This is a genomic window from Pseudomonas mandelii (assembly GCF_006438925.1).
In the GTDB taxonomy this organism is placed as follows: domain Bacteria; phylum Pseudomonadota; class Gammaproteobacteria; order Pseudomonadales; family Pseudomonadaceae; genus Aquipseudomonas; species Aquipseudomonas mandelii_C.
Map to the genome: position 1 here is coordinate 98223 of NZ_RCZA01000015.1, position 23582 is coordinate 121804.

General features: G+C 60.8%; 23 protein-coding genes. 8 read left to right on the forward strand and 15 right to left on the reverse strand.

Translation table 11 applies throughout. The annotated features are described in order from the left end of the window. Positions 1-2 precede the first annotated feature (2 nt). Positions 3-1217: an MFS transporter gene (locus tag EAH74_RS28625; protein ID WP_140683233.1), complete on the forward strand. Its 1215-nt coding sequence runs from the start codon at positions 3-5 to the stop codon at positions 1215-1217. Here the strand turns inward: EAH74_RS28625 and cueR are convergent. The 3 genes from cueR to EAH74_RS28640 form a co-directional block, all read right to left on the reverse strand. Next, positions 1171-1584: a Cu(I)-responsive transcriptional regulator gene (gene cueR, locus EAH74_RS28630; RefSeq protein ID WP_008156539.1), complete on the reverse strand. Its 414-nt coding sequence runs from the start codon at positions 1582-1584 to the stop codon at positions 1171-1173. The genes EAH74_RS28625 and cueR overlap by 47 nt on opposite strands. After that, on the reverse strand, positions 1581-3974 hold the full coding sequence (locus EAH74_RS28635) for a heavy metal translocating P-type ATPase (protein WP_140683236.1): 2394 nt from the start codon (positions 3972-3974) through the stop codon (positions 1581-1583). The genes cueR and EAH74_RS28635 overlap by 4 nt, the downstream gene beginning before the upstream one ends. Positions 3975-4154: 180 nt before the next feature. Continuing rightward, positions 4155-4538 (reverse strand): hypothetical protein, encoded by a 384-nt coding sequence (locus EAH74_RS28640; protein WP_140683239.1) that lies wholly within the window; start codon positions 4536-4538, stop codon positions 4155-4157. 147 nt (positions 4539-4685) lie between these two features. Between EAH74_RS28640 and EAH74_RS28645 the strand changes: the two genes are divergently transcribed. Next, the gene (locus EAH74_RS28645) at positions 4686-4883 is read left to right on the forward strand and encodes a heavy-metal-associated domain-containing protein (protein WP_140683242.1); all 198 of its coding nucleotides are present in this window, start codon (positions 4686-4688) and stop codon (positions 4881-4883) included. Between the two features lie 220 nt (positions 4884-5103). Beyond that, positions 5104-6300, forward strand: coding sequence for a multidrug effflux MFS transporter (locus EAH74_RS28655; RefSeq protein WP_140683245.1), 1197 nt, complete (start codon positions 5104-5106; stop codon positions 6298-6300). Between the two features lie 8 nt (positions 6301-6308). On the opposite strand, the gene EAH74_RS33140 is transcribed toward EAH74_RS28655, so the two are convergent. From EAH74_RS33140 to EAH74_RS28665, 3 genes are all read right to left on the reverse strand, one after another. After that, the gene (locus EAH74_RS33140; RefSeq protein WP_165353242.1) at positions 6309-6479 is read right to left on the reverse strand and encodes a hypothetical protein; all 171 of its coding nucleotides are present in this window, start codon (positions 6477-6479) and stop codon (positions 6309-6311) included. A 229-nt stretch (positions 6480-6708) separates the two neighbouring features. Continuing rightward, positions 6709-7722 (reverse strand): zinc-binding alcohol dehydrogenase family protein, encoded by a 1014-nt coding sequence (locus EAH74_RS28660; protein ID WP_140683247.1) that lies wholly within the window; start codon positions 7720-7722, stop codon positions 6709-6711. Positions 7723-7755: 33 nt separating this feature from the next. Then, positions 7756-8049, reverse strand: a complete 294-nt coding sequence (locus EAH74_RS28665) for a putative quinol monooxygenase (RefSeq protein ID WP_134421269.1) — start codon at positions 8047-8049, stop codon at positions 7756-7758. A 117-nt stretch (positions 8050-8166) separates the two neighbouring features. On the opposite strand from EAH74_RS28665, the gene EAH74_RS28670 reads away from it, so the two are divergent. The 3 genes from EAH74_RS28670 to EAH74_RS28680 all read left to right on the forward strand — a co-directional run bounded on the left by EAH74_RS28670 (position 8167) and on the right by EAH74_RS28680 (position 11654). After that, on the forward strand, positions 8167-9096 hold the full coding sequence (locus tag EAH74_RS28670) for a LysR family transcriptional regulator (protein ID WP_129438744.1): 930 nt from the start codon (positions 8167-8169) through the stop codon (positions 9094-9096). Between the two features lie 316 nt (positions 9097-9412). Then, positions 9413-10147, forward strand: coding sequence for an ArsR/SmtB family transcription factor (locus EAH74_RS28675; RefSeq protein ID WP_140683250.1), 735 nt, complete (start codon positions 9413-9415; stop codon positions 10145-10147). A gap of 127 nt (positions 10148-10274) precedes the next feature. Further along, positions 10275-11654, forward strand: a complete 1380-nt coding sequence (locus EAH74_RS28680) for an MFS transporter (protein ID WP_140683253.1) — start codon at positions 10275-10277, stop codon at positions 11652-11654. A gap of 87 nt (positions 11655-11741) precedes the next feature. On the opposite strand, the gene EAH74_RS28685 is transcribed toward EAH74_RS28680, so the two are convergent. The 3 genes from EAH74_RS28685 to EAH74_RS28695 all read right to left on the reverse strand — a co-directional run bounded on the left by EAH74_RS28685 (position 11742) and on the right by EAH74_RS28695 (position 14971). Next, positions 11742-12695, reverse strand: coding sequence for an adenosine deaminase (locus tag EAH74_RS28685; RefSeq protein ID WP_140683256.1), 954 nt, complete (start codon positions 12693-12695; stop codon positions 11742-11744). An 82-nt stretch (positions 12696-12777) separates the two neighbouring features. Next, entirely contained in the window at positions 12778-13743 is a 966-nt protein-coding gene (locus tag EAH74_RS28690) for a 2-oxoglutarate and iron-dependent oxygenase domain-containing protein (protein WP_140683259.1), read from the reverse strand. 145 nt (positions 13744-13888) lie between these two features. After that, positions 13889-14971, reverse strand: coding sequence for a BMP family ABC transporter substrate-binding protein (locus EAH74_RS28695; protein WP_140683262.1), 1083 nt, complete (start codon positions 14969-14971; stop codon positions 13889-13891). A gap of 296 nt (positions 14972-15267) precedes the next feature. Here EAH74_RS28695 and EAH74_RS28700 point away from each other — a divergent pair, with 296 nt between their 5' ends. Next, on the forward strand, positions 15268-16356 hold the full coding sequence (locus tag EAH74_RS28700; protein WP_123369249.1) for a calcium:proton antiporter: 1089 nt from the start codon (positions 15268-15270) through the stop codon (positions 16354-16356). Between the two features lie 124 nt (positions 16357-16480). Here EAH74_RS28700 and EAH74_RS28705 read toward each other — a convergent pair whose 3' ends face one another. The 3 genes from EAH74_RS28705 to EAH74_RS28715 all read right to left on the reverse strand — a co-directional run bounded on the left by EAH74_RS28705 (position 16481) and on the right by EAH74_RS28715 (position 19176). After that, positions 16481-17839: an 8-oxoguanine deaminase gene (locus tag EAH74_RS28705; protein WP_140683265.1), complete on the reverse strand. Its 1359-nt coding sequence runs from the start codon at positions 17837-17839 to the stop codon at positions 16481-16483. A gap of 274 nt (positions 17840-18113) precedes the next feature. Then, a complete protein-coding gene (locus EAH74_RS28710) occupies positions 18114-18800 on the reverse strand; it encodes an SDR family oxidoreductase (protein ID WP_123369251.1) in 687 nt (228 codons plus the stop codon). Between the two features lie 25 nt (positions 18801-18825). After that, on the reverse strand, positions 18826-19176 hold the full coding sequence (locus EAH74_RS28715) for a MerR family transcriptional regulator (RefSeq protein WP_046054540.1): 351 nt from the start codon (positions 19174-19176) through the stop codon (positions 18826-18828). A gap of 82 nt (positions 19177-19258) precedes the next feature. Between EAH74_RS28715 and EAH74_RS28720 the strand changes: the two genes are divergently transcribed. After that, entirely contained in the window at positions 19259-19705 is a 447-nt protein-coding gene (locus EAH74_RS28720) for a hypothetical protein (protein ID WP_140683268.1), read from the forward strand. A gap of 60 nt (positions 19706-19765) precedes the next feature. Here the strand turns inward: EAH74_RS28720 and EAH74_RS28725 are convergent, their stop codons facing one another. The 3 genes from EAH74_RS28725 to EAH74_RS28735 are packed head-to-tail and all read right to left on the reverse strand — an operon-like array spanning position 19766 to position 23375. Beyond that, complete coding sequence (locus EAH74_RS28725; RefSeq protein WP_140683271.1) at positions 19766-20692, reverse strand: ABC transporter permease; 927 nt, start codon at positions 20690-20692, stop codon at positions 19766-19768. Next, entirely contained in the window at positions 20692-21798 is a 1107-nt protein-coding gene (locus tag EAH74_RS28730; RefSeq protein ID WP_140683274.1) for an ABC transporter permease, read from the reverse strand. The genes EAH74_RS28725 and EAH74_RS28730 overlap by 1 nt, the downstream gene beginning before the upstream one ends. Positions 21799-21809: 11 nt before the next feature. Then, on the reverse strand, positions 21810-23375 hold the full coding sequence (locus EAH74_RS28735; RefSeq protein WP_140683277.1) for an ABC transporter ATP-binding protein: 1566 nt from the start codon (positions 23373-23375) through the stop codon (positions 21810-21812). Positions 23376-23582 lie beyond the last annotated feature (207 nt).

Below are 23582 nucleotides of genomic sequence, written 5' to 3' on the forward strand. Positions count from 1 at the left end.
ATGTGAACTCCACCCGCAACGCCCAACTGATCATCACCGCCCGTCTTGTCTCGGACTTTGGCGCCTTCCTCAACATGGTCGCCCTGGCCACCTACGTCTACCTGCTCAGCAACAGCGCCATGAGCGTCGGGGTCTTTCTGGCCAGCCGCGTGGCGGGTGGGATCTTCGCCAGCCTCATCGGCACGACGTTTTATCGTCGCTGGGCCGGGCGCCTGCCGCTGATTGCCTTCGACCTGTTGCGCGCGGGGCTGCTGGGCCTGCTGCTTGTGCTACCTGTAACCCAGCAGATGCTGCTGTTACCGGTGATCGCTTTCGGTCTGGGATTCGGCAATTCGATGTTCGCGATCGGCCTCAACAGTCAGTTACCGCACTTGATCGAAAGCGAACATCTGCTCAAGACCAACGCCTGGATCACCTCGGCGTCGTCGGCAGCCATGGTCGGCGGAAGTCTGGTGTCAGGGCTATTGGTGGCAGCATTCGGCTTTGAAGCGGTGTTTGCATTGAATGTGGTCACTTATCTGCTGGCCGCGTTGTTCATCTTGCCGCTGCGTTTTTCACACCCTGCGCCCAGTGACGAACCCACCCACGAACGTGGTGAATGGGCGGCCCTGCTGCAGGGGCTGCGCAGTACACCGGTGGTGGCGGCGATACTCGTTGTGGCGATGGCTGACACCCTTGGCAGCGCCGCGCACAACGTGGGTTTTCCGATCATTTCCAGACTGCTGACGCCCGAGTCGGCCAGCACCACGCTTGGCCTGATGCTGGCCGTCTGGGCCAGCGGCAAACTGATCGGCGCGCGCATCGCCAGCCGGCTGAAAGGCTCGGATAACGTGAACCTGGAGCGGCGATTCTTCTTTGGTGTGTTGCTGATGTCCTGCGGCTTCATCCTGATGTTTCAGCAGCAAACGCTCTACGGTTTGCTGTTGTTCTCGTTGCCGGCCGGCCTCGGCGACGGTTTCTCGGAAGTCGGCCTGATGTCGCGCCTGCAACGTGAACCGGACAGCCTGCGCCTGCCGATTTTCAGCTTCCTGACACTGCTGCAAATGACCGGGTTCGGCGTCGGCATGCTGATCGCCGCGCCGTTCTATTCGTGGTGGGCGCCGGGTGCCGTGGTGCTGTTGTTCCACGGGATTCCCCTCACCACCTTGTTGGTGGTGAAGGGGCTGGCAATCAGGGGCGAGCGGGTTGTGCGCAACAGCCCGACTCCAGATTCTTGAGGATCGGGCAGTCGGGGCGGTGATCACCGTGGCAGTGTTCGACCAGGTCCTGCAGGGTGTCGCGCAGTTGGCCGAGTTCGCGGATTTTCTGGTTCAGTTCGTCGATGTGCTGACGGGCCAGGGCCTTCACGTCGGCGCTGGCTCTTTGGCGGTCCTGCCAGAGGGTCAGCAGTTTGCCGACCTCTTCCAGTGAGAACCCCAGGTCTCGGGAGCGCTTGATGAACGCCAGGGTATGCAGGTCGTCGTCGCCGTACACCCGATAGCCGCTGTCGGTACGATGGGCGGCCTTGAGCAAGCCGATGGATTCGTAATAACGGATCATCTTCGCGCTCAGGCCGCTCTGACGGGCCGCTTGGCCGATGTTCATCGGTTGTCCTCCAGATCCTTGGGTTTCCAGGTTTTCAACAGTAACGCATTGCTCACCACACTGACGCTCGACAACGCCATGGCCGCACCGGCCAGCACCGGGTTGAGGAAGCCGAACGCTGCCAGCGGAATACCAATCAAGTTGTAGACGAAGGCCCAGAACAGGTTCTGACGAATCTTCGCGTAGGTCTTGCGGCTGATCTCCAGCGCTGCCGGCACCAGCCGTGGGTCGCCGCGCATCAAGGTGATCCCGGCCGCGTGCATCGCAACGTCGGTGCCACCGCCCATGGCGATGCCGATGTCGGCGGCGGCCAGGGCAGGGGCGTCGTTGATGCCGTCGCCGACCATCGCTACCACGCCGGTTTTTTTCAGTTCGGCGACGGTGGCGGCTTTATCGGCTGGCAGTACTTCGGCGTGGACATCCTTGATGCCCAGCGCCTCGGCAACCACTTTGGCACTGCCGCGATTGTCGCCGGTCAGCAGGTGGCTGCTGATGTTGCGTGCGCTGAGTTGTTGCACGGCTTGCAGCGCGCCGGGTTTGAGGGTGTCGCCGAAAGCGAAGAGGCCCAATACTCGCGGCTCGGGGCTTTGCTCGATCAGCCAGGACAGGGTCCGGCCTTCGGTCTCCCACGCGGTGGCGGAGGCCGCCCATTCACCTGCGCTCAAGCCGCTCTCTTCCAGGAGACGACGATTGCCCAACGCCAATCGACGACCGCCGAGAGTGCCCGCGATGCCACGGCCGGTCAGGGACTGGCTGTCGGTAACATCGGCCACGGTCAAACCGCGCTCGGCGCAAGCGTCCAGCACCGCTTTGGCCAGTGGGTGTTCGCTGCCGCGTTGCAGGGCGCCGGCCATTTGCAGCAGGGCTGCTTCGTCATGGTTGATTGCGCTCAAATGGGCGATGCGCGGAGTCCCCGACGTCAGTGTGCCAGTCTTGTCGAAGACCACCGCACTGACTTCATGGGCACGCTCCAACGCTTCGGCGTCCTTGATCAGAATCCCGTGGCGCGCCGCCACGCCGGTGCCGGCCATGATCGCCGTTGGTGTGGCCAACCCGAGTGCACAAGGGCAGGCGATCACCAATACCGCCACGGCATTGATCAGCGCCGTTTCTATCGGCGCGCCGTACAACCACCACCCGATCAAGGTCGCCAACGCAATCAGCAGCACCGTTGGCACGAACACCTGGCTGACTTTATCCACCAACTTCTGGATCGGTGCCTTCGCCGCTTGAGCATCTTCGACCAGGCGGATGATGCGGGCGAGCACGGTTTCCGCGCCCAAGGCCAGGGTGCGAACGAGCAATCGGCCTTCGCCGTTGATTGCGCCACCGGTGACCTTGTCGCCGGGTTGTTTGGGCACCGGCAGGCTTTCGCCGCTGATCAACGCTTCGTCGGCGTGGCTCTGGCCTTCGACCACTTCACCGTCCACCGGGAAGCGTTCACCGGGTTTGACCATGACCAGATCATTGAGGCGTAACGCACTGATGGCGACATCCTGTTCGCGGCCGTCGATCACCTGAATCGCCCGCTCCGGACGCAAGGCTTCGAGGGCGCGAATGGCACTGGCGGTCTGGCGTTTGGCGCGGCTTTCCAGGTATTTGCCCAGCAGCACCAGGGCGATCACCACCGCCGAGGCCTCAAAATACAGGTGCGGCATGCGCCCGGCAGCGGTGGCCCATTCATAGAGACTCAAGCCATAACCGGCGCTGGTGCCCAACGCGACCAGCAAATCCATGTTGCCGGCACCGGCGCGCACGGCTTTCCAGGCAGCGACATAAAACCGCGCACCGAAGATGAATTGCACCGGCGTGGCCAACGCAAATTGCACCCAGGCCGGGAGCATCCAGTGCACGCCGAACGGTTGCAGCAGCATCGGTAGCACCAATGGCAAGGCGAGGATGATCGCCATGATCAAGGCCCAACGCTCGCGGTGCAGGCGCTGTTGTTGATTGTCGGTCTGCGGGTGTTCTACCTCCCAGACGCTGGCGCTATAGCCGGCCTTGGTCACAGCCGCGATCAGGGTTTGCGGATCGATCTGGCCGAGCAACTCAAGGTGGGCGCGTTCGTTGGCCAGATTGACGCTGACGCTTTTGACCCCCGGCACCTTGGCCAGCGCTCGTTCGACCCGGCCGACGCAGGAGGCGCAGGTCATGCCGTCGATGCTCAATTCCAGGGTCTGCTGCGGCACGCTGTAACCCGCCTGCTGCACCGCCTCCATCAAGGCCGGCAGGCTGTCGCTGGGCGCTTGAACACGGGCCTGTTCGGTGGCCAGGTTGACGCTGACGGCAGAGGCGCCGATGACTTTGCTCAAGGCACGCTCGACACGCCCGGCGCAACTGGCGCAGGTCATGCCGGCAATCGGCAGATCGAAAGTGGTGGATTCGGACATCGGTCACGCTCCCTGTAGAAGATACCTACAGGATCAACCTTGCCATGCGGGCAAGGTCAAGCGCCATGTCTCAGATCAAAAGATCGCAGCCTGCGGCAGCTCCTACAAGGTTTCGTATCCCCTGTAGGAGCTGTCGAGTGCAACGAGGCTGCGATCTTTTGATCTTTTTTTACCGGCGACTCAATATTCGAGGGCAGCGGGTTTCAGGTACATCCCTTCCTGCGTCATCGCAATCCGGAACTTCAGCACGTCACCGGCCTTGAGCGTGATGTTCTGCGAACCTGGGGCGAGCATGCCCGGGTTGCAACCCGGCGCCTGGCCCGGCAGCAGCTTCAGGCGCAAGGACACATTGCCCGGCGGCAGGTTGAACGAGGTGCTTTGTTCCTGGAACAACCGCGCCGACAGCTGATCGTGAATGTACACGCCGATCTCGCAGGAGGTCGCGACTTCCAGGCGCTCGCGGGAAATGATCAGTACGCCATAGTCCTCCCCAGCAGCATTGACCGAGGGCACGGCGGCGAAAAGGCTGAGAAAGCCAAACAGGCTGAGAGCTGACCAGCGCATGGCTGAATCTCCTGATGTCGAGTCATTGATGGACGCAGCTTGGCCGAGCGCGACGTCGATTGCCAGCCCGGCAGTTCACTTCAGAACTTGACCTTGCCATGGTGGCAAGCTCGAGACTGCACACAACTTCACGAAAGGAGTCATCCCATGCAAGTGTTCAACGTTCAAGGCATGTCTTGCGGTCACTGCGTCAAAGCCATCACTGAGGCGCTGCAAGCCAAGGATCCTGCGGCCAGCGTGCGTGTCGATCTGGCTGCGAAAGAAGTCGGTGTCGAGAGTGCGCTGTCGGTGGACCAAGTGATAGCCGTGATTACCGATGAAGGCTACGCCGCAAAACTTGCCTGAGCCCAAACACAATTCCATGTGGGAGCGAGCCTGCTCGCGAAGGCAGAGTGTCAGTCGACATCGATGTTGAATGACACACCGTCTTCGCGAGCAGGCTCGCTCCCACAAGGAATTGCATTCATTCAGTGGTTTTTAATAGTTAGCGACCTAACGGAATGTTCAAGGCGCCCCTGCGCGGCTAGACTGTCGGCCTGCCGACTCATGCCCAACTGGATGCCTGATGAACTTCCGTACCATTCTGATTCTCGGCGCCTTGAGCGCTTTCGGTCCGCTGGCAATCGATTTCTATCTGCCGGCCTTCCCGACGATGGCGCTCGCCTTCGGCACCGATGAAAAACACGTTCAACTGACCCTGGCAGCGTATTTCCTTGGCTTGTCCATCGGTCAGTTGGCTTATGGCCCGGTAGCGGATCGTTTCGGGCGACGCATTCCCTTGCTGACTGGCGTTGGCTTGTTCACCGCGGCCTCCCTGGCCTGCGCTTTTGCGCCGAATCTGGAATGGTTGATCGGCGCGCGGTTCATCCAGGCGCTGGGTGGTTGCGCAGGGATGGTGATCTCCCGCGCGGTGGTCAGCGATAAATGCGATGCGGTGGGTTCGGCGAAGGTCTTTTCGCAGCTGATGCTGGTGATGGGACTGGCGCCGATTCTTGCGCCGATGCTGGGCGGGCTGTTGGTCAACACCACGGGCTGGCAGTCGATCTTTCTCGTGTTGACCGGTTTCAGTGCACTGGCGGGTTTGGCCGTGGCGCTTGGGCTGCCGGAAAGTCTGCCGGCCCATGTGCCGCGTCAACCGTTATCCGGCGCATTGCGTCAGTACGGTCGACTGTTGTCGGATCCGGTGTTCCTCGGCCACGCCTTGACCGGTGGCATCGCCATCGCCGGGATGTTTGCCTACATCGCCGGTTCACCGTTCGTCTTCATCAAGCTGTATGGCGTACCGGCCGAGCATTTCGGCTGGCTGTTCGGTACCAACGCGGCGGGTTTCATTCTGGTGGCTCAGCTCAACGCGCGATTGCTGGCCAAGCGCGGCCCGGCATTTCTGCTGGCGCGCACCGTGTGGATCTACGTCGGCGCGGGTCTGGCGCTACTGGCCGTCAGTTCGCTGCACACTGCGCAGCTATGGCCGTTGCTGATTCCGCTGTTTGTCTGCATCGCCAGCCTCGGTTGCATCCTCCCCAACGCCTCAGCCTGCGCCATGAACGGGCAGGGCGCGCGGGCCGGCAGTGCGTCGGCGATGCTCGGTTGCCTGCAATTCAGCGTTGCCGCCGGGGCCGCAGCATTGGTGGGTGTTTTACACGACGGCAGCGCCATGCCGATGGCCATGGTCATCAGCTTGTGCGGAATTATGGTGGTGAGCGTGGCGATGCTCACCCGGCGTTTGCAAAATGCCCGGGCGCTGGCGCAAGCCCAGGTCTGAGGGCGGACTCAGCCAGCGGCACGCTGCTGGCGGTCAATAATTTGATGAGGTGCTTGTAGCCGCGCTTCAAGGGTACGAGTGAAGGCGCGGGCCTCGGCTTCGCTGCGGAATGTCACGGCGTGTTGGTCCAGACGGACTTGCCACTGGGATTTTGCCAATTCTTTTATCAGGATCTTCATTGCTGATCTCTCCTCTCGTAAAAGATGTCACATAAAAGATTGTGCCGCAGAGACCTCGATTGTAGACCCGAATACGATCGCAATTGTGACAACGGTCAACCTTCTGACTGACGGCAAAAGATCGCAGGCTGCGCCAGCTCCTACAGGATTTGTGTACGACCTAAACCTGCGAACTGTACGCAGATCCCTGTAGGAGCTGGCGCAGCCTGCGATCTTTTGACCTTGATCCTTAGAACCCTTCAAGCACAATCTTGCCCTTGGATTTGCCACTTTCGAGCAGCTCATGGGCGCGACGCAGGTTCGCCGCGTTGATGGTCCCGAAGTGCTCGCCGACCGTGGTCTTCAGCGTCCCGGCGTCGATCAGCTCAGCCACGCGGTTGAGCAATTTGTGTTGCTCGATCATGTCCGCGGTTTCGAACAGCGAGCGGGTGTACATGAACTCCCAGTGCAGCGACAGGCTCTTGCGCTTGAGCTTGGTCACGTCCAGCGCTTTCGGATCATCGATCAGGGCCAGTTTGCCTTGCGGCGCCAAAGCCTCGACCAACTGATCCAGGTGGTGATCGGTCTGGGTCAGGCTGGCGACATGGGTCACATGATCGAGACCGGCGCGTTTGAGTTCTTCGCTCAACGGCTGGCTGTGATCGATCACCAGGTCGGCACCCAACTCACGAACCCAGCTCTGGGTTTGCGGACGGGAAGCTGTGCCGATGACTTTCAGCCCGGTGAGTTGGCTGGCCAGTTGCGTGAGGATCGAGCCCACTCCACCAGCGGCACCGACGATCAAAAGGCTCTGGCCTTCATCGGTTTTGCCTTCACGCACTTGCAGGCGCTCGAAGAGCAATTCCCACGCGGTGATAGTGGTCAGCGGCAGCGCGGCGGCTTCGGCGAAACCAAGGGTTTTCGGCATATGGCCGACGATCCGCTCATCGACCACGTGCAGTTCGCTGTTGCCGCCCGCACGGGCGATGGAGCCGGCGTAGAACACGTTGTCGCCGGCCTTGAATAGCGTGACTTCACTGCCGACGGCCTTGACCACACCGGCCACGTCCCAGCCCAGCACTTTCGGCGTGCCCGCTTCAGGCTGGACGTTTTGGCGGACCTTGGTGTCCACCGGGTTGACCGAGATGGCTTTGACTTCCACCAACAGGTCGCGCGGGCCGGCAACCGGTTCTGGCAGTTCGATGTCTTGCAGCGATTTTACGTCGCTGATTGGCAACGAGGCGTAGTAGGCAATGGCTTTCATTGGAGCTCCCGAAAGTAATAAAGAAGGAAGAGATCAGACGATGGAGCGCAGGCGCTTGAGGTCGAAGTGTTCGAGAAAGTCGCCAGCCTTGGCGCGGAAGTTCTGGATATGCGCGCTGGCGTCATGGGCCTGCAGGGCTTCGTCACTGCTCCATTTTTCGATCATGTAAAAGGCATGAGGATTGGCGAGGTCCTGGTGCAAGTCGTATTGACCGCAACCGGCCTCGGCGCGGGTCGGTTCCAGCAGCGCACGCAAGTGCTGTTCGAGGGCATCCTGCTGGCCGGCTTTGGCGATGAGGGTGGCGATAGCGGTAAAAGGCTGGGACATGTTCGGCTCCGGGAACGGGATGAATTCGATGGGACGGATAATTGGCTATTTCTCTGCAAGATAAAACCCGCTAAAAGAGCAGTCTCTTTCAATGTTTTTTTGATAATCGAGGCTGAAATGCTGCGTTTCGATGACTTGCAGTTGTTTGTCCGGGCGGCGGACCTGGGCAGTCTGTCAGCAGCGGCGCGGGGGATGGACATGTCGGCCGCGGTGGCCAGTGCGGCGTTGAAGCGCATCGAACAGCAGCTCGGCGCCCGGTTGCTTGCCCGTTCTACCCGTAGCCTGCGGCTGACCGCTGAGGGCGAGGGATTTCTCGAATACGCTCGGGCTGCCTTGAGCAATCTCGATGAGGGTCGTCGTTTATTGGCCAGTGGTCAGGACCAGGTCAGCGGTATTTTGCAGCTCTCGGCGCCTTCGGACTTTGGCCGCAATCTGCTGCTGCCCTGGCTGGACGAGTTTCAGCGTGAGCATCCGAAGCTTACGGTGCGTTTGCTGTTGGGCGACCGCATCGCCGACCTGTTCCGCCAACCGGTGGACATCGCCCTGCGGTACGGCGAGCCGGAAGACTCAAGCCTGGTGGCGCTGCCCATCGCCCCGCAGAACCGCCGCGTGCTCTGTGCCGCCCCGAGTTACCTGGCCCGGCATGGCGAGCCACGGCAACTGGAGCAACTGGCTCAGCACAACTGCCTGCTGTTCATGCTCGGCAGCCGGGTCCACGATCATTGGAGTTTTCACGACGGCAAACGCGAGGTCAGCCTGACCGTCAGCGGCGATCGTTTCAGCGATGATGCCGATGTCGTGCGTCTGTGGGCCGTGGCAGGTGCCGGGATCGCCTACAAATCCTGGCTCGATGTCGCGGCCGATGTGCTGGCCGGTCGGTTGAAAGTGCTCATGCCGGAACTGCTCTGTGAGCGCGCACCGCTGAATTTGTTGTGCGCCCATCGCGCACAATTGAGTAAGCCGGTGAACCTTTTGCGGGAAATGCTCGCCAGCCGATGCGCCCGGTTGAGTAGCCAATTTCCGACGTTATCGGGCCCCGATCATTAGTCGCAGGCAAATAGCGAAATTTCACTCAGGAACTATCACCACCAACGGTTTCCCAAGGGCAGGAACCGGCGGTTAACCCGCATATACTAGCGCTCGCCTCATGTACGCACCGTCGATCTCGCAATGGCGAGTCCACATCCGAGTCAGCCAGGCCCCATGGTCAATCGCCGCGGCTTTGCGAAATCTGCGAGCAATGGCCTGTGCGATTGGCCGGCTTTGCCCGGTTTATGGCGGTTTCCACGCCTTGGCCGACGACACATTACTGGTCAAGATGTCTCTGAGCAGTAGACGAAACGATTCAACAGGGAGTGAATACATGGAACATGCACCTTGCATCAGCCAGATCGCCACGTTGCTGGCTGACCCAAAGCGCAGCGCAATGATGTGGGCCTTGATGGACGGCTCGGCGCGACAAACCGAAGAGCTGGCCTTGTTGGCCGGCCTGTCACCGTCTTCGGCCAGTGCACATCTGGGGCGTTTGTCCGCCGGAGGTCTGTTGAAAGTCGAAATCCGCGGCCGCAAGCGGTTCTTTCGTCTTGCCGCACCTGAAGTGGGTGCCGCGATAGAGGCACTGGCCAGCGCCACCCTCGCCAGCGCTCCTCGGGAAATCCCGGACATTTTCAAGTGCACGACACCCATCGCCAAACCTCAGGCGGCGCCTTCGTCACTCTTGCGCGCCAGGCTTTGCGACGACCATTTGGGCGGCACCCTTGCCGCCGATCTTTACCAGCGTCTGCTGGATGCGGGCTGGATCGAACAGTTCGATCAGCGGGTCGCGATCACTCACAAGGGCGCCACGCAATTGGCGACACGAGGTGTGTTCATCCAGGCGCTGGCTCATCGCAACAGCCGAGTCGCCTGCGCTTGTCCGGACTGGAGCGAAAGACGTCCGCACATGGGCGGGTCACTGGGGGCGGCGTTGCTGCAATTGTTCATGCAGTCAGGTTGGTTGAGCCTGCCCAACGATTCGCGAGCCTTGCAGGTCACCGCCGCGGGGCAGCGTGAAATCCATCGGTTCGCCAAGGAAACCGAGCTGGAAATGGCGTTGTAGAGGCATCGCGATCGACGTCCGAAGCTTCGGGCGTCGTTCAGAGCTGCGAACAGGTCGCATCCAGCAGTAACCCCCAGCAGCTATCGCGCACACTCGTCCGGGGACTTTCGGATTGGGGGAATGTGGCATGGAAACACGAGGCTTCAGCGCGGCAGAACGACTGGAACGGCTGCCCATCAGCGGTTATCACCGGATCATTTTCATCATCATTGCCCTGGCGTTTTTCTTCGACTCCATGGACCTGGCGATGATGACTTTTCTGCTCGGCTCGATCAAAACCGAGTTTGGCCTGAGCACGGCTCAGGCCGGGTTGCTGGCCAGTTCGAGCTTTTTCGGCATGGTTGTGGGGGCGTCACTGTCCGGCATGCTGGCCGACCGTTTTGGCCGCAAACCGGTGTTCCAGTGGAGCATCGTGTTGTGGGGGATCGCCAGCTATCTGTGCTCCACGGCGCAGAACGTCGAAACGCTGACGTTGTTCCGAATCCTGTTGGGGATTGGCATGGGCATGGAGTTTCCCATCGCTCAGTCGATGCTCTCGGAGCTGATTCCGGCCAAGAAGCGTGGGCGCTATATCGCGTTAATGGACGGTTTCTGGCCGCTGGGCTTCGTCGCCGCCGGCGTACTGTCGTACTTCCTGCTGCCGGTGATTGGCTGGCGGGACATCTTCCTGGTGTTGGCGGTGCCGGCGGTATTTGTCCTGGCGATTCGCTTTTTCATTCCCGAATCACCGCGCTGGCTGGAACAGGCCGGACATCATGACGTGGCGGATAAGGTCTTGCTGCGCATCGAGGATCGGGTCCGGACATCTCTGGGGCGTTCGCAGCTGCCTGAGCCGATCCGCCTGCCGAGAGTGGCGAGTACGCCGGGCCATTTCTTTTCCGCGTTGCGGCAGATCTGGTCGCCGCTGTACCGCCAGCGCACGATGATGATCTGGAGCGTCTGGTTCTTCGCCTTGCTGGGGTTCTATGGCCTGACGTCCTGGCTCAGTGCCTTGCTGCAGCAGTCGGGTTTTGCCGTGACCCAGTCGGTGTATTACACGGTGTTGATTTCCCTTGGCGGGATTCCCGGTTTCCTGATGGCCGCCTGGCTGGTGGAGCGTTGGGGACGTAAACCGGTGTGTGTGGTGACGTTACTCGGCGGCGGGGTGATGGCGTTTCTTTATGGTCAGAGCGCAGTGTTTGGCGGCAACGTCAGCCTGTTGATTGCGTCGGGGCTGCTGATGCAGTTTTTCCTGTTCGGCATGTGGGCGGTGCTTTACACCTACACACCGGAGTTGTACCCGACATCGGCGCGGGCCACGGGCTCGGGGTTTGCTTCGGCGATTGGTCGCGTGGGTTCGTTGCTTGGGCCAATGGTGACGGGGCTGGTTTTCCCGATGACGGGGCAGGGCGGGGTGTTTGCGCTGGGGGCGATGTGTTTTGCGATTGCGGCAGGGGTGGTGTGGGTGTTCGGGATGGAGACGCGAGGAAAGACACTGGAAGAATTAAGCGAAGCCATTGTGGGGTAGATGCAAAAAAGATCGCAGCCTTCGGCAGCTCCTACAAGGTTATGTGTACACCCTGTAGGAGCTGCCGAAGGCTGCGATCTTTTGACTTTAAGGTTTCACCAACCGTGCATCCAGGCTGTTCTGCGCCAATCGCTTGGCCTGATCCTGCGTCATGCCCAGATCGGTATACAGCGCATGGAAGTTCTCGGTGACATAACCGCCGAAGTACGCCGGGTCATCCGAGTTTACGGTCACTTTCACGCCACGCTCGAGCATGTCGAGAATGTTGTGCTGGGACATGTGATCGAACACGCAGAGCTTGGTGTTCGACAACGGGCACACGGTCAGCGGGATTTGCTCGTCGATGATCCGCTGCATCAAACGCTCGTCTTCGATGGCGCGCACGCCATGGTCGATGCGCTGGACTTTCAGCAGATCGAGGGCTTCCCAGATGTACTCGGGCGGGCCTTCTTCACCGGCGTGGGCGACGGTCAGGAAGCCTTCGTGACGAGCGCGATCAAACACGCGCTGGAACTTGCTCGGCGGGTGACCCATTTCCGAACTGTCCAGACCGACCGCCACAAACGCATCACGGAACGGCAGCGCCTGGTCGAGGGTTTTCTGGGCTTCGTCTTCGCTCAAGTGGCGCAGGAAGCTCAGGATCAAACCGCTGGTGATGCCCAGTTGCTGCTCGCCATCCTTCAACGCGGCGGCGATGCCGTTGAGCACCACTTCGAACGGCACGCCACGGTCGGTGTGGGTCTGCGGGTCGAAGAACGGTTCGGTGTGAATCACGTTCTGCGCCTTGCAACGCAACAGGTAGGCCCAGGTCAGGTCGTAGAAATCCTGAGAGGTGCGCAACACGTCGGCGCCCTGGTAATACAGGTCGAGAAACTCTTGCAGGTTGTTGAAGGCGTAGGCCTTGCGCAGGGTTTCGACGTCGCTCCACGGCAGGGAAATCTTGTTGCGTTCGGCCAGGGCGAACAGCAGTTCAGGCTCCAGCGAACCCTCAAGGTGCAGGTGCAGTTCTGCCTTGGGCAGGGCGTTCAGCCAGTCGTACATAGTCTTTTCTCATCAGGTGCAGATGGCGAGCATTCTACAGATGCCCGTGGAAACAATTAGCAAAACCTGACCAGCCGGTTCATCACACCGCTTCCTGTTCCCGTCGATAGGCGTAAGTATCGGCGAAGCGCGAGAGCAGGAATTGTGCGCAGGTGGTGGCCGGATACTTTGCCGGGTGCCATTCATCCTGACAGCCGGGCAGGCATTCGATGACCGTGTCGGGGTGCGGCTCGGCGAAGAAGGGCATCGAGTAACGATCAACGCCCAGCGGGCTGATCACCCGGTGCGGCGTCGACAGGTAACGGTCGTTGCTCCAGCGCGCCATCATGTCGCCGAGGTTGACCACGAACGTGCCGTCGATCGGCGGTGCATCGATCCACTCGCCTTTAACGTTTCGCACTTGCAGGCCGCCGGCGGCATCCTGATACAGCAGGGTGATACAACCGTAATCGGTGTGGGCCCCGGCGCCTTGTTGCTCTTCGGAACTGGCGGTGTGGCGCGGTGGGTAATGAATCAGCCGCAGCACGCTGACCGGCTCAACGAAGCGGGTGTCGAAAAAGTCGCGCTCGATCCCCAGCGCCACGGTTATGGCCCGTAACAGGGTTAGGGCCAAGGCCTGCATGTCGACGTAGTGCTGCTCCATCAGCGATTCCCAGCCGGGCATCGACGGATGGCGGTTGGGGCCGCGCAGCGGTTTTTCCGCCAGCACTTGCGGGTGATCGGCCGGCAGATGCAGGCCCATGTCGAAGGTTTCTTTCAGATCGCTGGGTTTGCTCGGGTCGAGTTGTTCAGTGGCGATGGCGCCATAACCGCGATGGTGTCGGGATTGGGTTATGTCGATCTTGAGTTTTTCGGCGGCGGGCAGGGCGAAGAAACGTTGGGCGCTGTCGAGTACGGCGTTAATGCGCGCGGCGCTGATCGGGTGACCCTTGATGTAGAAGAAGCCCCACTCGCGGCAGGCGCGGTCGATTTGTGTGGCGATGGATTGCCAGGTGGATGCGTCATCGGTGTAGAGCGGGGCGATGTCGATGATCGGGAGCTGGTTCATGCGCAGTCCTTAAGAACGCTGGAAATCCAATGTGGGAGCGAGCTTGCTCGCGAAGAGGCCAGCACATTCAACATTGATGTTGGCTGACACACCGCCTTCGCGAGCAAGCCCGCTCCCACAAGGAGTTTTGTGTTTGGCTCGGGAGTTACTTCGGAATATCGGCCTTCATGCCTTCAACGTAGTAGTTCATCGATGCCAGCTCCGCATTGCTCGCCGTCGCGCCCGCCGCAATCTTTTCGACGCCTGCCTGATCCTTGATCGGTCCGGTGAACGGGTGGAAAGCACCGCTTTTGATGTCGGCAATGATCTGCTCTGCCTCGGCTTTCACCGGTGCTGGCACCAGATCGCTGATCGGCAACTCAACCGTACCTTCCTTCAACCCGCCCCAGTAATCCTGCGACTTCCACGTGTGGTCGAGCACGCTTTGGGTCGCCTGAATGTAGTGCGGCCCCCAGTCGTTGACGATGGACGTCAGCACCGCTTTCGGCCCGAAGTGCGCCATGTCCGAAGCGTAGCCCACGGCATACACGCCGCGGCGTTCAGCCGCCTGGATCGGCGCCGGGCTGTCGGTGTGCTGGAACACCACGTCCACCCCCTGATCGATCAACGCATTGGCGGCATCGGCTTCTTTGCCCGGATCGAACCAGGAGTTGACCCACACCACTTTGATCTCGGTGCCGGGGTTGTACTTGTTCAGGGCCAGTTGAATGGCGTTGATGTCGCGGATCACTTCCGGGATCGGGAAGGACGCGACGTAACCGATCTTCTTGGTCTTGGTCATCTTCGCCGCGAGGAATCCGCCGACGTAGCGCCCTTCATACGTGCGCGCCAGGTAAGTGCCGAGGTTCTTGTCCTGTTTGTAGCCGGTGGCGTGCTCGAAGGTCACCTTGGGAAATTGCTTGGCGACTTTCAGGGTCGGGTTCATGTAGCCGAAGGATGTGGTGAAGATCAGGTCGTACTTGTCCTTGGCCATGTTGCGGATCACCCGCTCGGCGTCGGCGCCTTCGGCGACGTTTTCCACATAGTTGGTGGTGATCTGGTTACCGAATTTTTCGGCCAGCGCCTTGCGTCCCTGTTCATGCTGATACGTCCAGCCGTGGTCACCGATCGGACCGATGTAGACGAAGCCGACTTTCAGCGGGTCGGCGGCAGTGGCGGTCAGGCTTACGCTTAGACCGATGGCTGCGGCGACGGCGCAAAGCAGCTTCTTCAACGGACGTTTGTGCATGAATTCGAACTCCATGGTGTTGTTAGGTTGGCAAGGCCAATGCAAGTTGCTGACCAACAAGACAACAAATGCCGAAACCGCGTAACGGCCTTCGCGAGCAGGCTCGCTCCCACAGGAGAACGCATTCCAATGTGGGAGCGAGCCTGCTCGCGAAGAGGCCCTTGAGGCCGATAAAAGTGCATGACTTGGCATAGCTGCCATCCACTGGTGCGCTAAGGTGTAACGAAACGTTAGCGCCGCCCCGCAGTCACTAGCTCATCACCCTGGTTTCGCTTCACACGGCAAAAAGGCCCGCAATGCTCACACTCCTCAAGCAAGAAAAGTTTCTGCTGCTGGCAGTGATTGCCGCCGTCGTCGCCTATCCGCTGGAGCACTGGATGCTGCACAGCGGCCAGCCCATCGCGTTGACCGCCGGCCTCGTACTGATCGCCTTCATCGTCGTTGCCTCCATGCGCGTCGCCCATCACGCCGAACTGCTGGCCGAAAAAGTCGGTGACCCTTACGGCACGATGATCCTGACCCTGGCCGCGGTGCTGGTAGAAGTGGTGATTCTGGCGATCATGATGAGCAACGAAGCCTCGCCGACCCTGGTGCGCGACACGATTTATTCGGCGGTGATGCTCGACATCAACGGCATTCTCGGCCTGGCCGCGTTGATGGGCGGGATCAAGCACGGCGAACAGTCCTACAACGATGACTCGGCGCGCAGTTACAGCGTGATGATCCTCACCGCCATGGGCGTTTCCATGGTGGTGCCGGAGTTTATTCCCGAGGCCAACTGGAAGATTTATTCGGCGTTCACCATCGGCGCGATGATCGTGCTCTACACCCTGTTCCTGCGCATGCAGGTCGGGCCGCACAGCTATTTTTTCAGTTACAGCTACCCGGAAAAACGTCGCAAGAAAGTCCCGGAGGAGGAACCTGAACCGGTCAATCTGGTGCTGAGTATCGGCACGTTGGTGTTTGGCGTGGTGGTGATCGGCGCATTGGCCGAGGTGATGTCCAAGACCCTCGATCTGGGCCTGGAAGGGACGGGCGCACCGCCGGTGATCACGGCGATCCTGGTGGCGGCAATCTCGGCGGCGCCGGAGATCCTGACCGCGTTGCGGGCGGCACTGGCCAACCGCATGCAGTCAGTGGTCAACATCGCCATGGGCGCATCGCTGTCGACGGTCATCCTGACGGTGCCGGTGATGGAAGCGATGGCGCTTTACACCGGCCAGCCGTTCCAGATGGCGATGACCCCGGTGCAGACCGTGATGGTCTTCCTCACCCTGATCGTCAGCGCAATCAACCTCAACGATGGCGAAACCAATGCCATCGAAGGCATGACCCACTTTGTGCTGTTTGCGACATTCATCATGCTGTCGCTGCTGGGCCTCTAAACACACCACAAAACCAATTGTGGGAGCGAGCCTGCTCGCGATAGCGGTGTGTCAGACACCATTGATGTCGACTGACACTCCGTCATCGCGAGCAGGCTCGCTCCCACAGTTGATGGGTGTTGTGTCAGGTACCGGCAATCAACTGCCGAGCCGCCTGGCTGTGATCAGCGATCAGGCCTTTAAGATCCAGCCCTTCAACCTGCCCATCAATCACCCGCCACTTGCCCCCAACCATCACCCGATCCGCCCGATCAGCGCCGCACAGCAGCAACGCCGACACCGGATCATGACTGCCGGAGAACCGCAGCTCATCGAGCTTGAACAGGGCCAGATCCGCCTGCTTACCCACCGCCAGCTCGCCGATATCGGTACGCCCGAGCAAACTCGCCGACCCCTTGGTCGCCCACCCCAGAACCAGTTCCGGGGTGATCTTCTCGGCGCCATATCGCAGCCGCTGAATGTAAAGCGCCTGACGGGTTTCCAGCATCATGTTCGACGCATCGTTGGACGCCGAACCATCCACGCCCAAGCCCAGTAATGCACCCGCAGCCGTCAGGTCCAGCGTCGGGCAGATGCCGGAAGCCAGACGCATGTTCGAACTCGGGCAATGGCAAATGCCGGTGCCGGCGGCGCCGAGGCGAGCGATTTCGTCCGGGTTGAAGTGGATGCCGTGAGCCAGCCAGGTGCGCGGGCCGAGCCAGCCGACGCTGTCCAGGTAATCCACAGTGCGCAGGCCGAAGCGTTGCAGACAGAAGTCTTCTTCGTCGAGGGTTTCGGCCAGATGGGTGTGCAGGCGCACGTCGAGTTTGTTCGCCAGTTCGGCGCTGGCGGACATGATTTCCGGGGTCACCGAGAACGGCGAGCACGGCGCCAGGGCGATCTGGATTTGCGCACCGTCGCCACGCTCGTGGTACTCGGCGATCAAGCGTTGGCTGTCGGCGAGGATCACTTCGCCTTCCTGCACGGTCTGTTGCGGCGGCAGGCCGCCGTCCTTCTCGCCGAGGCTCATGGAGCCGCGCGTCAACATAGCGCGCATGCCCAGTTCGCGGACGCTCTCGACTTGCACGTCGATCGCATTTTCCAGGCCTTGCGGAAACAGGTAATGGTGATCGGCCGCGGTGGTGCAGCCGGACAGCAGCAACTCGGCCAATGCGACTTTGCTGGCGAGGGCGAGTTTTTCGGGTGTGAGGCGTGCCCAGACCGGGTAGAGGGTTTTCAGCCACGGGAACAACGGCTGATTGACCACCGGCGCCCAGGCGCGGGTCAGGGTTTGATAGAAGTGGTGATGGGTGTTGATCAGTCCCGGCAGGATCACATGCTCGCGGGCATCGAACACTTGTCCACAGGGCGCGGACGGTTGCTGGCCGGCGGCGAGCACTTCGACGATCAAACCGTCTTGCAGCACCAGGCCGCCACGGGCATCGAGGCCATTGGCAGTGAAGATCGCGAGGGGGTTTTTTAACCAGGTACGGGTCGCAGGCATGTTGGCCGGCTCCTCTGAAAGTGGGGTTCAGGTTAGCCAGCTCAGTGATTACCCTGTCTGCTGATCCAGGGTCGCCGCGGGGACGAGGTGCGGAGTTTCGAACAAAACCGCTCGGCGGGCAAGCCCGGCCCGACCAGATGATGCAAAACCCCGATGTGGAATGAGTCCCTGTGGGAGCGAGCCTGCTCGCGAAAGCGGTGTGTCAGCCAACAACAATGTTGAATGTACTACCGCCTTCGCGAGCAGGCTCGCTCCCACAGGAGGGCGGCGGTGTTTACCAGGGAATGGTTTCGCCTCTGTAGTTCACGAAGTGATGCCCGCCCTTGCCGGTATATGCATTCACCTGATCGACCAACCCACGCGTACTGGTGTCCACATCGATGTCGGCGCCTTCACCGCCCATATCGGTCTTCACCCAACCCGGATGCAGCGACAGCACGGTGAGTTTCTGCTCGCCCAACTGAGTGACGAAGCTGTTGGTCATCGAGTTCAGCGCGGCTTTGCTGGCCTTGTACAACGCCAGCTCCGGCGCATCCGGCATGGTCACGCTACCGAGCACCGAACTCATGAACGCCAGCACGCCGGTATCCGGACGAATCTGCCCGACAAAACGCTGGGCCAGATTGATCGGTGCCACCGCATTGGTGAAGAACAGTTGGCCAACTTCGGCCAGGGTCGCGCCGCCCGGCGTTTGAACTTCCGGGCCTTTGACCCCGGCATTCACGAACAGCAGGTCAAACACTTCCCCCTTGAGTTGTTGGCTGAGGGCGATGACCGCCTGCTGATCGTCCATGTCGAGTTTTTCGATCCGCACCTTGCCCAAGGCCTGCAAGGCTTCGGCGTTCTGCGGGTTGCGCACGGTGGCGGTGACCTGCCAGCCGTCAGCCAACAGGGTTTTCACCAGACCGAGGCCCAGGCCCCGGGAGGCGCCGATGATGAGTGCGGTTTTTGCCGTAGACATAAGTGGCTTCCTTGATAAATGAGGATCACGGATTCAATGGACAACGTTGACCGAGCCGTTGCTGCAACTCCTGACGCAGCGCGCCGAGTTCGTCGATTCGGGTTTCGATCAGTTTGAGTTTGTCTTGCAGCAATTGCGTGACGGCGCTGTCCGGGTCGGGCGATTGCCATAACGCGGCGACGCTGTTGCCGATCTCGCCGAGGGTAAAGCCCAGACGTTGCGCGGTCTTGATGTACAGCACCAGTTGCACCATGTCCGCCGGATAGTCGCGATAACCGTTGGCGCTGCGTTGCGCTGCAATCAACCCGCGCTGCTCGTAGAAGCGCAGCGTGTCGCGGCTGACGGCGCTGGCCTGGGCTAATTCACCGATGCGCATCATGACGTCTCAAGAGGGCTTGACCCTGGAGCATACTCCAGGCTTTAGCCTTGTTGCTCCCTGATTTTCTGGAGCAAGACGGATGTGGACTTCAACGCAATATCGCCGGTTGGTGAAGGGTAGCGCCTGGTATGACTTGATCGTGACGGCAGCGTTTGTCACGCCGTGGAGTTTTGCGGCGTTGCATGACGTTTTGTTGAGTGTGAGTCAGGCGTTCAACTTGCCTGGCGAGTTGCCGCCGTTTGAGCCGATGCACATGCTGATGGCCAATCTGTTGGGGTCGATTGTCTGCGTGTGGGCGGTGCTGCGGATTCGGGATCCGCAGCAGGTTTATGGACGGTATGACGCGGTGGGCAGATTCCTGTTTGCGGCTTGGCAGCTGTATGCCTTGGCCCACGGGGCGAGTTCGTTATTGGTGGTTTTTTTGGTCTTTGAATTGGCATGGGGCGTTGTTCAGGTGTTGCCAGTGCGGACGCCTTCGCGAGCAGGCTCGCTCCCACAGGGGATCCGTGTCGGCCCGCAATCCTGAGTTAAACCCGGACTACTGTGGGAGCGAGCCTGCTCGCGAAGAGGCCGGTGCAGACAACCACTAATGCCCAGCCTGCCAAGGCTGCCCCAACGACACCGGCGCATACAACCGCGTACGCACCGCATCTCGCGACAGCAGCACCAACACCACAATGGTCGCGACATACGGCAGCATCGCCAGCAGACTCGACGGAATCGCCAGGCCCAATCCCTGCGCCACCAGGTGCAGGATGCTGGCGAGCCCGAACAGATACGCCCCCAGCAGCAATCGCCACACCCGCCAACTGGCAAACACCACCAGTGCCAGGGCAATCCAGCCCCGGCCGGCGCTCATGTTTTCCGCCCACATCGGCGTGTAAGCCAGAGACAGATACGCCCCGGCCAATCCAGCCATCGCCCCACCAAACAGCACCGCCAACGTGCGCACGCCCAATACCGGTAAGCCCATGGCGCTGGCCGCATCCGGATTTTCCCCGACCGCCTGAATGATCAGCCCGACGCGACTTTTCACAATCACCCACGCCACCAGCGCAAACAACGCGAACGACACATACACCAGCAGATCCTGCGCAAACAGCATCCGCCCGATCAGCGGGATTTCACTCAAATAAGGAATCGCCACCGGCTCGAAACCTGCGAGCGGTTTACCGACCCACGCCGCGCCGACAAAGGTCGACAGGCCCACACCGAAGATCGTCAGCGCCAACCCGGTGGCCACCTGATTGGCGTTGAACACCAGCGCCACCAGCGCAAATAACGACGACAACAGCATCCCGGCAAGCATCGCCAGCAACACACCGAGCCACAGGTTGCCGCTGTTCAGGGCGACGATAAAACCGATCACCGCGCCAAACAGCATCATGCCTTCCTGACCCAGGTTGAGGACGCCGCTCTTCTCGCAGATCAGTTCGCCCAGCGCCACCAACAGCAGCGGCGTACCGCAACGGACCATGGCGTAGAAAATATTGCTCAGCAGATCGATATCCATCACAGCGCTCCTGCGTGTACGGCGGTGACTGGCGCACGGCGGACCCAGCGCAAGTTCAAACGTGGTCGGTAGAGAATCAGCACGTCACTGGCCAGCAGGAAAAACAGCATCATTCCCTGGAACAATTGGGTGATTGCTTGCGGCAGATTCAGGCTCATCTGCGCGCTCTCGCCGCCGATGTACAGCAGCGCCATCAGCAGGCTGGAAAACAGGATGCCGATGGGATTGAGCCGGCCGAGAAACGCCACGGTGATCGCGGCATAGCCATAACCAGGCGAGACTTGCGGCACCAATTGGCCGATCGGCCCAGTGACTTCACACACCCCGGCCAGCCCCGCCAGCCCTCCGCTGATCAATAGCGCCAGCCAGATCAGCCGCTTCTCGCGAAAGCCGACGAACCCCGCTGCGCGCTTGTCCAGCCCGAGTACTTTGATCTGGAACCCGATAAAGCTTTTCTGCAGCAACACCCACACCGCCACCAACGCGAGCAAGGCGAAATACACGCCCACGTGAACCCGACCATCCTCCATCAGCAGCGGCAAACGGCTGGCATCACCGAACATCGCCGACTCCGGAAAGTTGAACCCCGCCGGATCCTTCAGCGGCCCATGCACACAGAACAGCAACAGGTTCAGGGCGATGTAATTGAGCATGATGCTGGTGAGGATTTCGTTGGCATTGAAACGTGTGCGCAACCACGCCGTCAGCCCGGCCCATGCGGCACCGGCCAAGGTGCCGGTGAGCAGGATCAGCACCAGCGCCCAGCGACTTTGCATGCCGATAATGTTCACCGCCAGCGCACTGCCGGCCAGCGCGCCAAGCAGCAACTGGCCCTCGGCGCCGATGTTCCAGATTCGTGCTTGGTACGCCACCGCCAGCCCCAAGGCGCAGAGCAAAATCGGTAGCGCTTTGACCAGCAACTCGGAGACGCCATACAGGTCGCTGACCGGCGCGATCAGCAAGGTGTGGAGCGTGAGCAGCGGATCATGCCCCAGCGCGATAAACAGCAGCGAGCCACAGCCCAACGTCAGGATCGCCGCCAGCAATGGCGAGCACCACAGCATCAGGCGCGATTGCTGGCCACGGGGTTCGAGAGAAAGCAGCATGTGAAACTCCGTTAAACCGTTGCGGGTGCAGGTGATTGAGGGGTGTCGAACTGGCCGGCCATCCAGCCGCCGACATCGGTCAGGCGCGTGTCGACCGTGGCCTTGAGCGGCGACAATCGACCGCTGCACAAAGCGCCGAGGCGGTCGCTGATCTGGAACAGTTCGTCGAGGTCTTCGGAGATCACCAGGATCGCCGCGCCGGCATCGCGCAAGGCAATCAGCGCCCGGTGAATGGTCGCGGCGGCGCCGACGTCCACGCCCCAGGTCGGGTGTGCGGCCACCAGCAGTTTCGGTTGCTGCAGGATTTCCCGGCCGAGGATGAATTTCTGCAAGTTGCCGCCGGACAGGCTGCGGGCCGGTGTCTGGGTGTCGGGTGTCTTGACCCCGAAGCGACGGATGATTTCTTCGGCCAGCGCTTCGACCTTGCCGCGCTGGATCAGGCCGTTGCTGACCAGTCCTTGTTGAAATGCGGTGAGCAAGGCGTTGTCGGCCAGGCTCAGGTCCGGCACCGCGCCATGGCCGAGGCGTTCAGCGGGAACGAAGGCCAGGCCGAGCTTGCGCCGAGCATCGGGGCGCAAATGCGCGACCGGTTGCGCGCCGAAGCTGACCGTCTCGCCCTCGTTGCGGGTCAGCCGTTCTTCGCCGCTGAGCAAGGCTAAAAACTCATCCTGACCATTGCCCGCGACACCGGCGATGCCGACGATTTCGCCACTGCGCACTTGAAGATCGACGTCCTTCAGCGAGCAGCCGAACGGATCCGGGTTGTGCCAGGACAATCCGCTCACATTCAAAAATACGTCGCTGCCGATCACCTTTGGATAAGAGGTGATCATCTCGGCTGCTTCACCGACCATCAACCGCGCCAGTTGCTGATCCGAGCACTCCACCGGCACGCAATGCCCGGCCACCCGACCGCCGCGTAACACCGTGGCGCTATGGCACAGCGCGCGGACTTCACCGAGCTTGTGGCTGATAAACAGAATGCTGCAGCCCTCGGCAGCCAGCCGACGCAAGGTAACGAACAATTCGTCGGCTTCCTGGGGCGTCAGCACTGAAGTCGGCTCATCGAGAATCAGCAGACGGATGTCTTGCATCAGGCAGCGAATAATTTCTACCCGTTGCCGTTCGCCGATCGACAGGCTGTGGACAAGTCGTTCCGGTTCCAGCGCCATGCCGTAGCGCCGGGAGACTTCTCGAATCTTTGGCTCAAGCTGTTTCGGTGTGCCCGCCGCCGCGCCCATCGCCAAGGCAATGTTCTGCGCCACGCTCAGCGTTTCGAACAGCGAGAAATGCTGGAACACCATGCCGATTCCCAGACTGCGAGCCTGAGCCGGGTTGCGCATCGTCACGCGTTGCCCTTGCCAGATCATCTCTCCCGAGTCGGCATGGGTAACGCCATAGATGATCTTCATCAGCGTACTTTTGCCCGCGCCGTTTTCGCCAAGCAGGGCATGGATTTCGCCGGGTGCAATGCTCAAGTCGATGGCGTCGTTGGCCAGGCAGCCGGGGTAGCGCTTGCTGATTCTGCGCAGTTGCAGACGAGGTGTTTGATCGGGGATCGGCACGGGGTTGGGCATGACAGGCTCGGGTCGATTGAAGGGATGCCTGTGGACAAAGCAATTTCCTGGCCATTGAGTCAGGAAAGCTCAAAGGTGGTATAGGCAAAGGCTTTGAAGGCGACGCCTCGCCCTATGTCGATTCCGAACCAGGCACCACTTGAGGGCAAAGCCGTTGATCAGGCTCCGGTTTTGCTCAGGGTGTTTGGTCAAAAAACGAGCAACTTG

Bases quoted from the DNA above. Each gene is read 5' to 3' on its own strand.
- cueR (WP_008156539.1), bottom strand. From the start codon at position 1,584: ATGAACATCGGCCAAGCGGCCCGTCAGAGCGGCCTGAGCGCGAAGATG.
- EAH74_RS28635 (WP_140683236.1), bottom strand. From the start codon at position 3,974: ATGTCCGAATCCACCACTTTCGATCTGCCGATTGCCGGCATGACCTGC.
- EAH74_RS28640 (WP_140683239.1), bottom strand. From the start codon at position 4,538: ATGCGCTGGTCAGCTCTCAGCCTGTTTGGCTTTCTCAGCCTTTTCGCC.
- EAH74_RS28645 (WP_140683242.1), top strand. From the start codon at position 4,686: ATGCAAGTGTTCAACGTTCAAGGCATGTCTTGCGGTCACTGCGTCAAA.
- EAH74_RS28655 (WP_140683245.1), top strand. From the start codon at position 5,104: ATGAACTTCCGTACCATTCTGATTCTCGGCGCCTTGAGCGCTTTCGGT.
- EAH74_RS33140 (WP_165353242.1), bottom strand. From the start codon at position 6,479: ATGAAGATCCTGATAAAAGAATTGGCAAAATCCCAGTGGCAAGTCCGT.
- EAH74_RS28660 (WP_140683247.1), bottom strand. From the start codon at position 7,722: ATGAAAGCCATTGCCTACTACGCCTCGTTGCCAATCAGCGACGTAAAA.
- EAH74_RS28665 (WP_134421269.1), bottom strand. From the start codon at position 8,049: ATGTCCCAGCCTTTTACCGCTATCGCCACCCTCATCGCCAAAGCCGGC.
- EAH74_RS28670 (WP_129438744.1), top strand. From the start codon at position 8,167: ATGCTGCGTTTCGATGACTTGCAGTTGTTTGTCCGGGCGGCGGACCTG.
- EAH74_RS28675 (WP_140683250.1), top strand. From the start codon at position 9,413: ATGGAACATGCACCTTGCATCAGCCAGATCGCCACGTTGCTGGCTGAC.
- EAH74_RS28680 (WP_140683253.1), top strand. From the start codon at position 10,275: ATGGAAACACGAGGCTTCAGCGCGGCAGAACGACTGGAACGGCTGCCC.
- EAH74_RS28685 (WP_140683256.1), bottom strand. From the start codon at position 12,695: ATGTACGACTGGCTGAACGCCCTGCCCAAGGCAGAACTGCACCTGCAC.
- EAH74_RS28690 (WP_140683259.1), bottom strand. From the start codon at position 13,743: ATGAACCAGCTCCCGATCATCGACATCGCCCCGCTCTACACCGATGAC.
- EAH74_RS28695 (WP_140683262.1), bottom strand. From the start codon at position 14,971: ATGCACAAACGTCCGTTGAAGAAGCTGCTTTGCGCCGTCGCCGCAGCC.
- EAH74_RS28700 (WP_123369249.1), top strand. From the start codon at position 15,268: ATGCTCACACTCCTCAAGCAAGAAAAGTTTCTGCTGCTGGCAGTGATT.
- EAH74_RS28705 (WP_140683265.1), bottom strand. From the start codon at position 17,839: ATGCCTGCGACCCGTACCTGGTTAAAAAACCCCCTCGCGATCTTCACT.
- EAH74_RS28710 (WP_123369251.1), bottom strand. From the start codon at position 18,800: ATGTCTACGGCAAAAACCGCACTCATCATCGGCGCCTCCCGGGGCCTG.
- EAH74_RS28715 (WP_046054540.1), bottom strand. From the start codon at position 19,176: ATGCGCATCGGTGAATTAGCCCAGGCCAGCGCCGTCAGCCGCGACACG.
- EAH74_RS28720 (WP_140683268.1), top strand. From the start codon at position 19,259: ATGTGGACTTCAACGCAATATCGCCGGTTGGTGAAGGGTAGCGCCTGG.
- EAH74_RS28725 (WP_140683271.1), bottom strand. From the start codon at position 20,692: ATGGATATCGATCTGCTGAGCAATATTTTCTACGCCATGGTCCGTTGC.
- EAH74_RS28730 (WP_140683274.1), bottom strand. From the start codon at position 21,798: ATGCTGCTTTCTCTCGAACCCCGTGGCCAGCAATCGCGCCTGATGCTG.
- EAH74_RS28735 (WP_140683277.1), bottom strand. From the start codon at position 23,375: ATGCCCAACCCCGTGCCGATCCCCGATCAAACACCTCGTCTGCAACTG.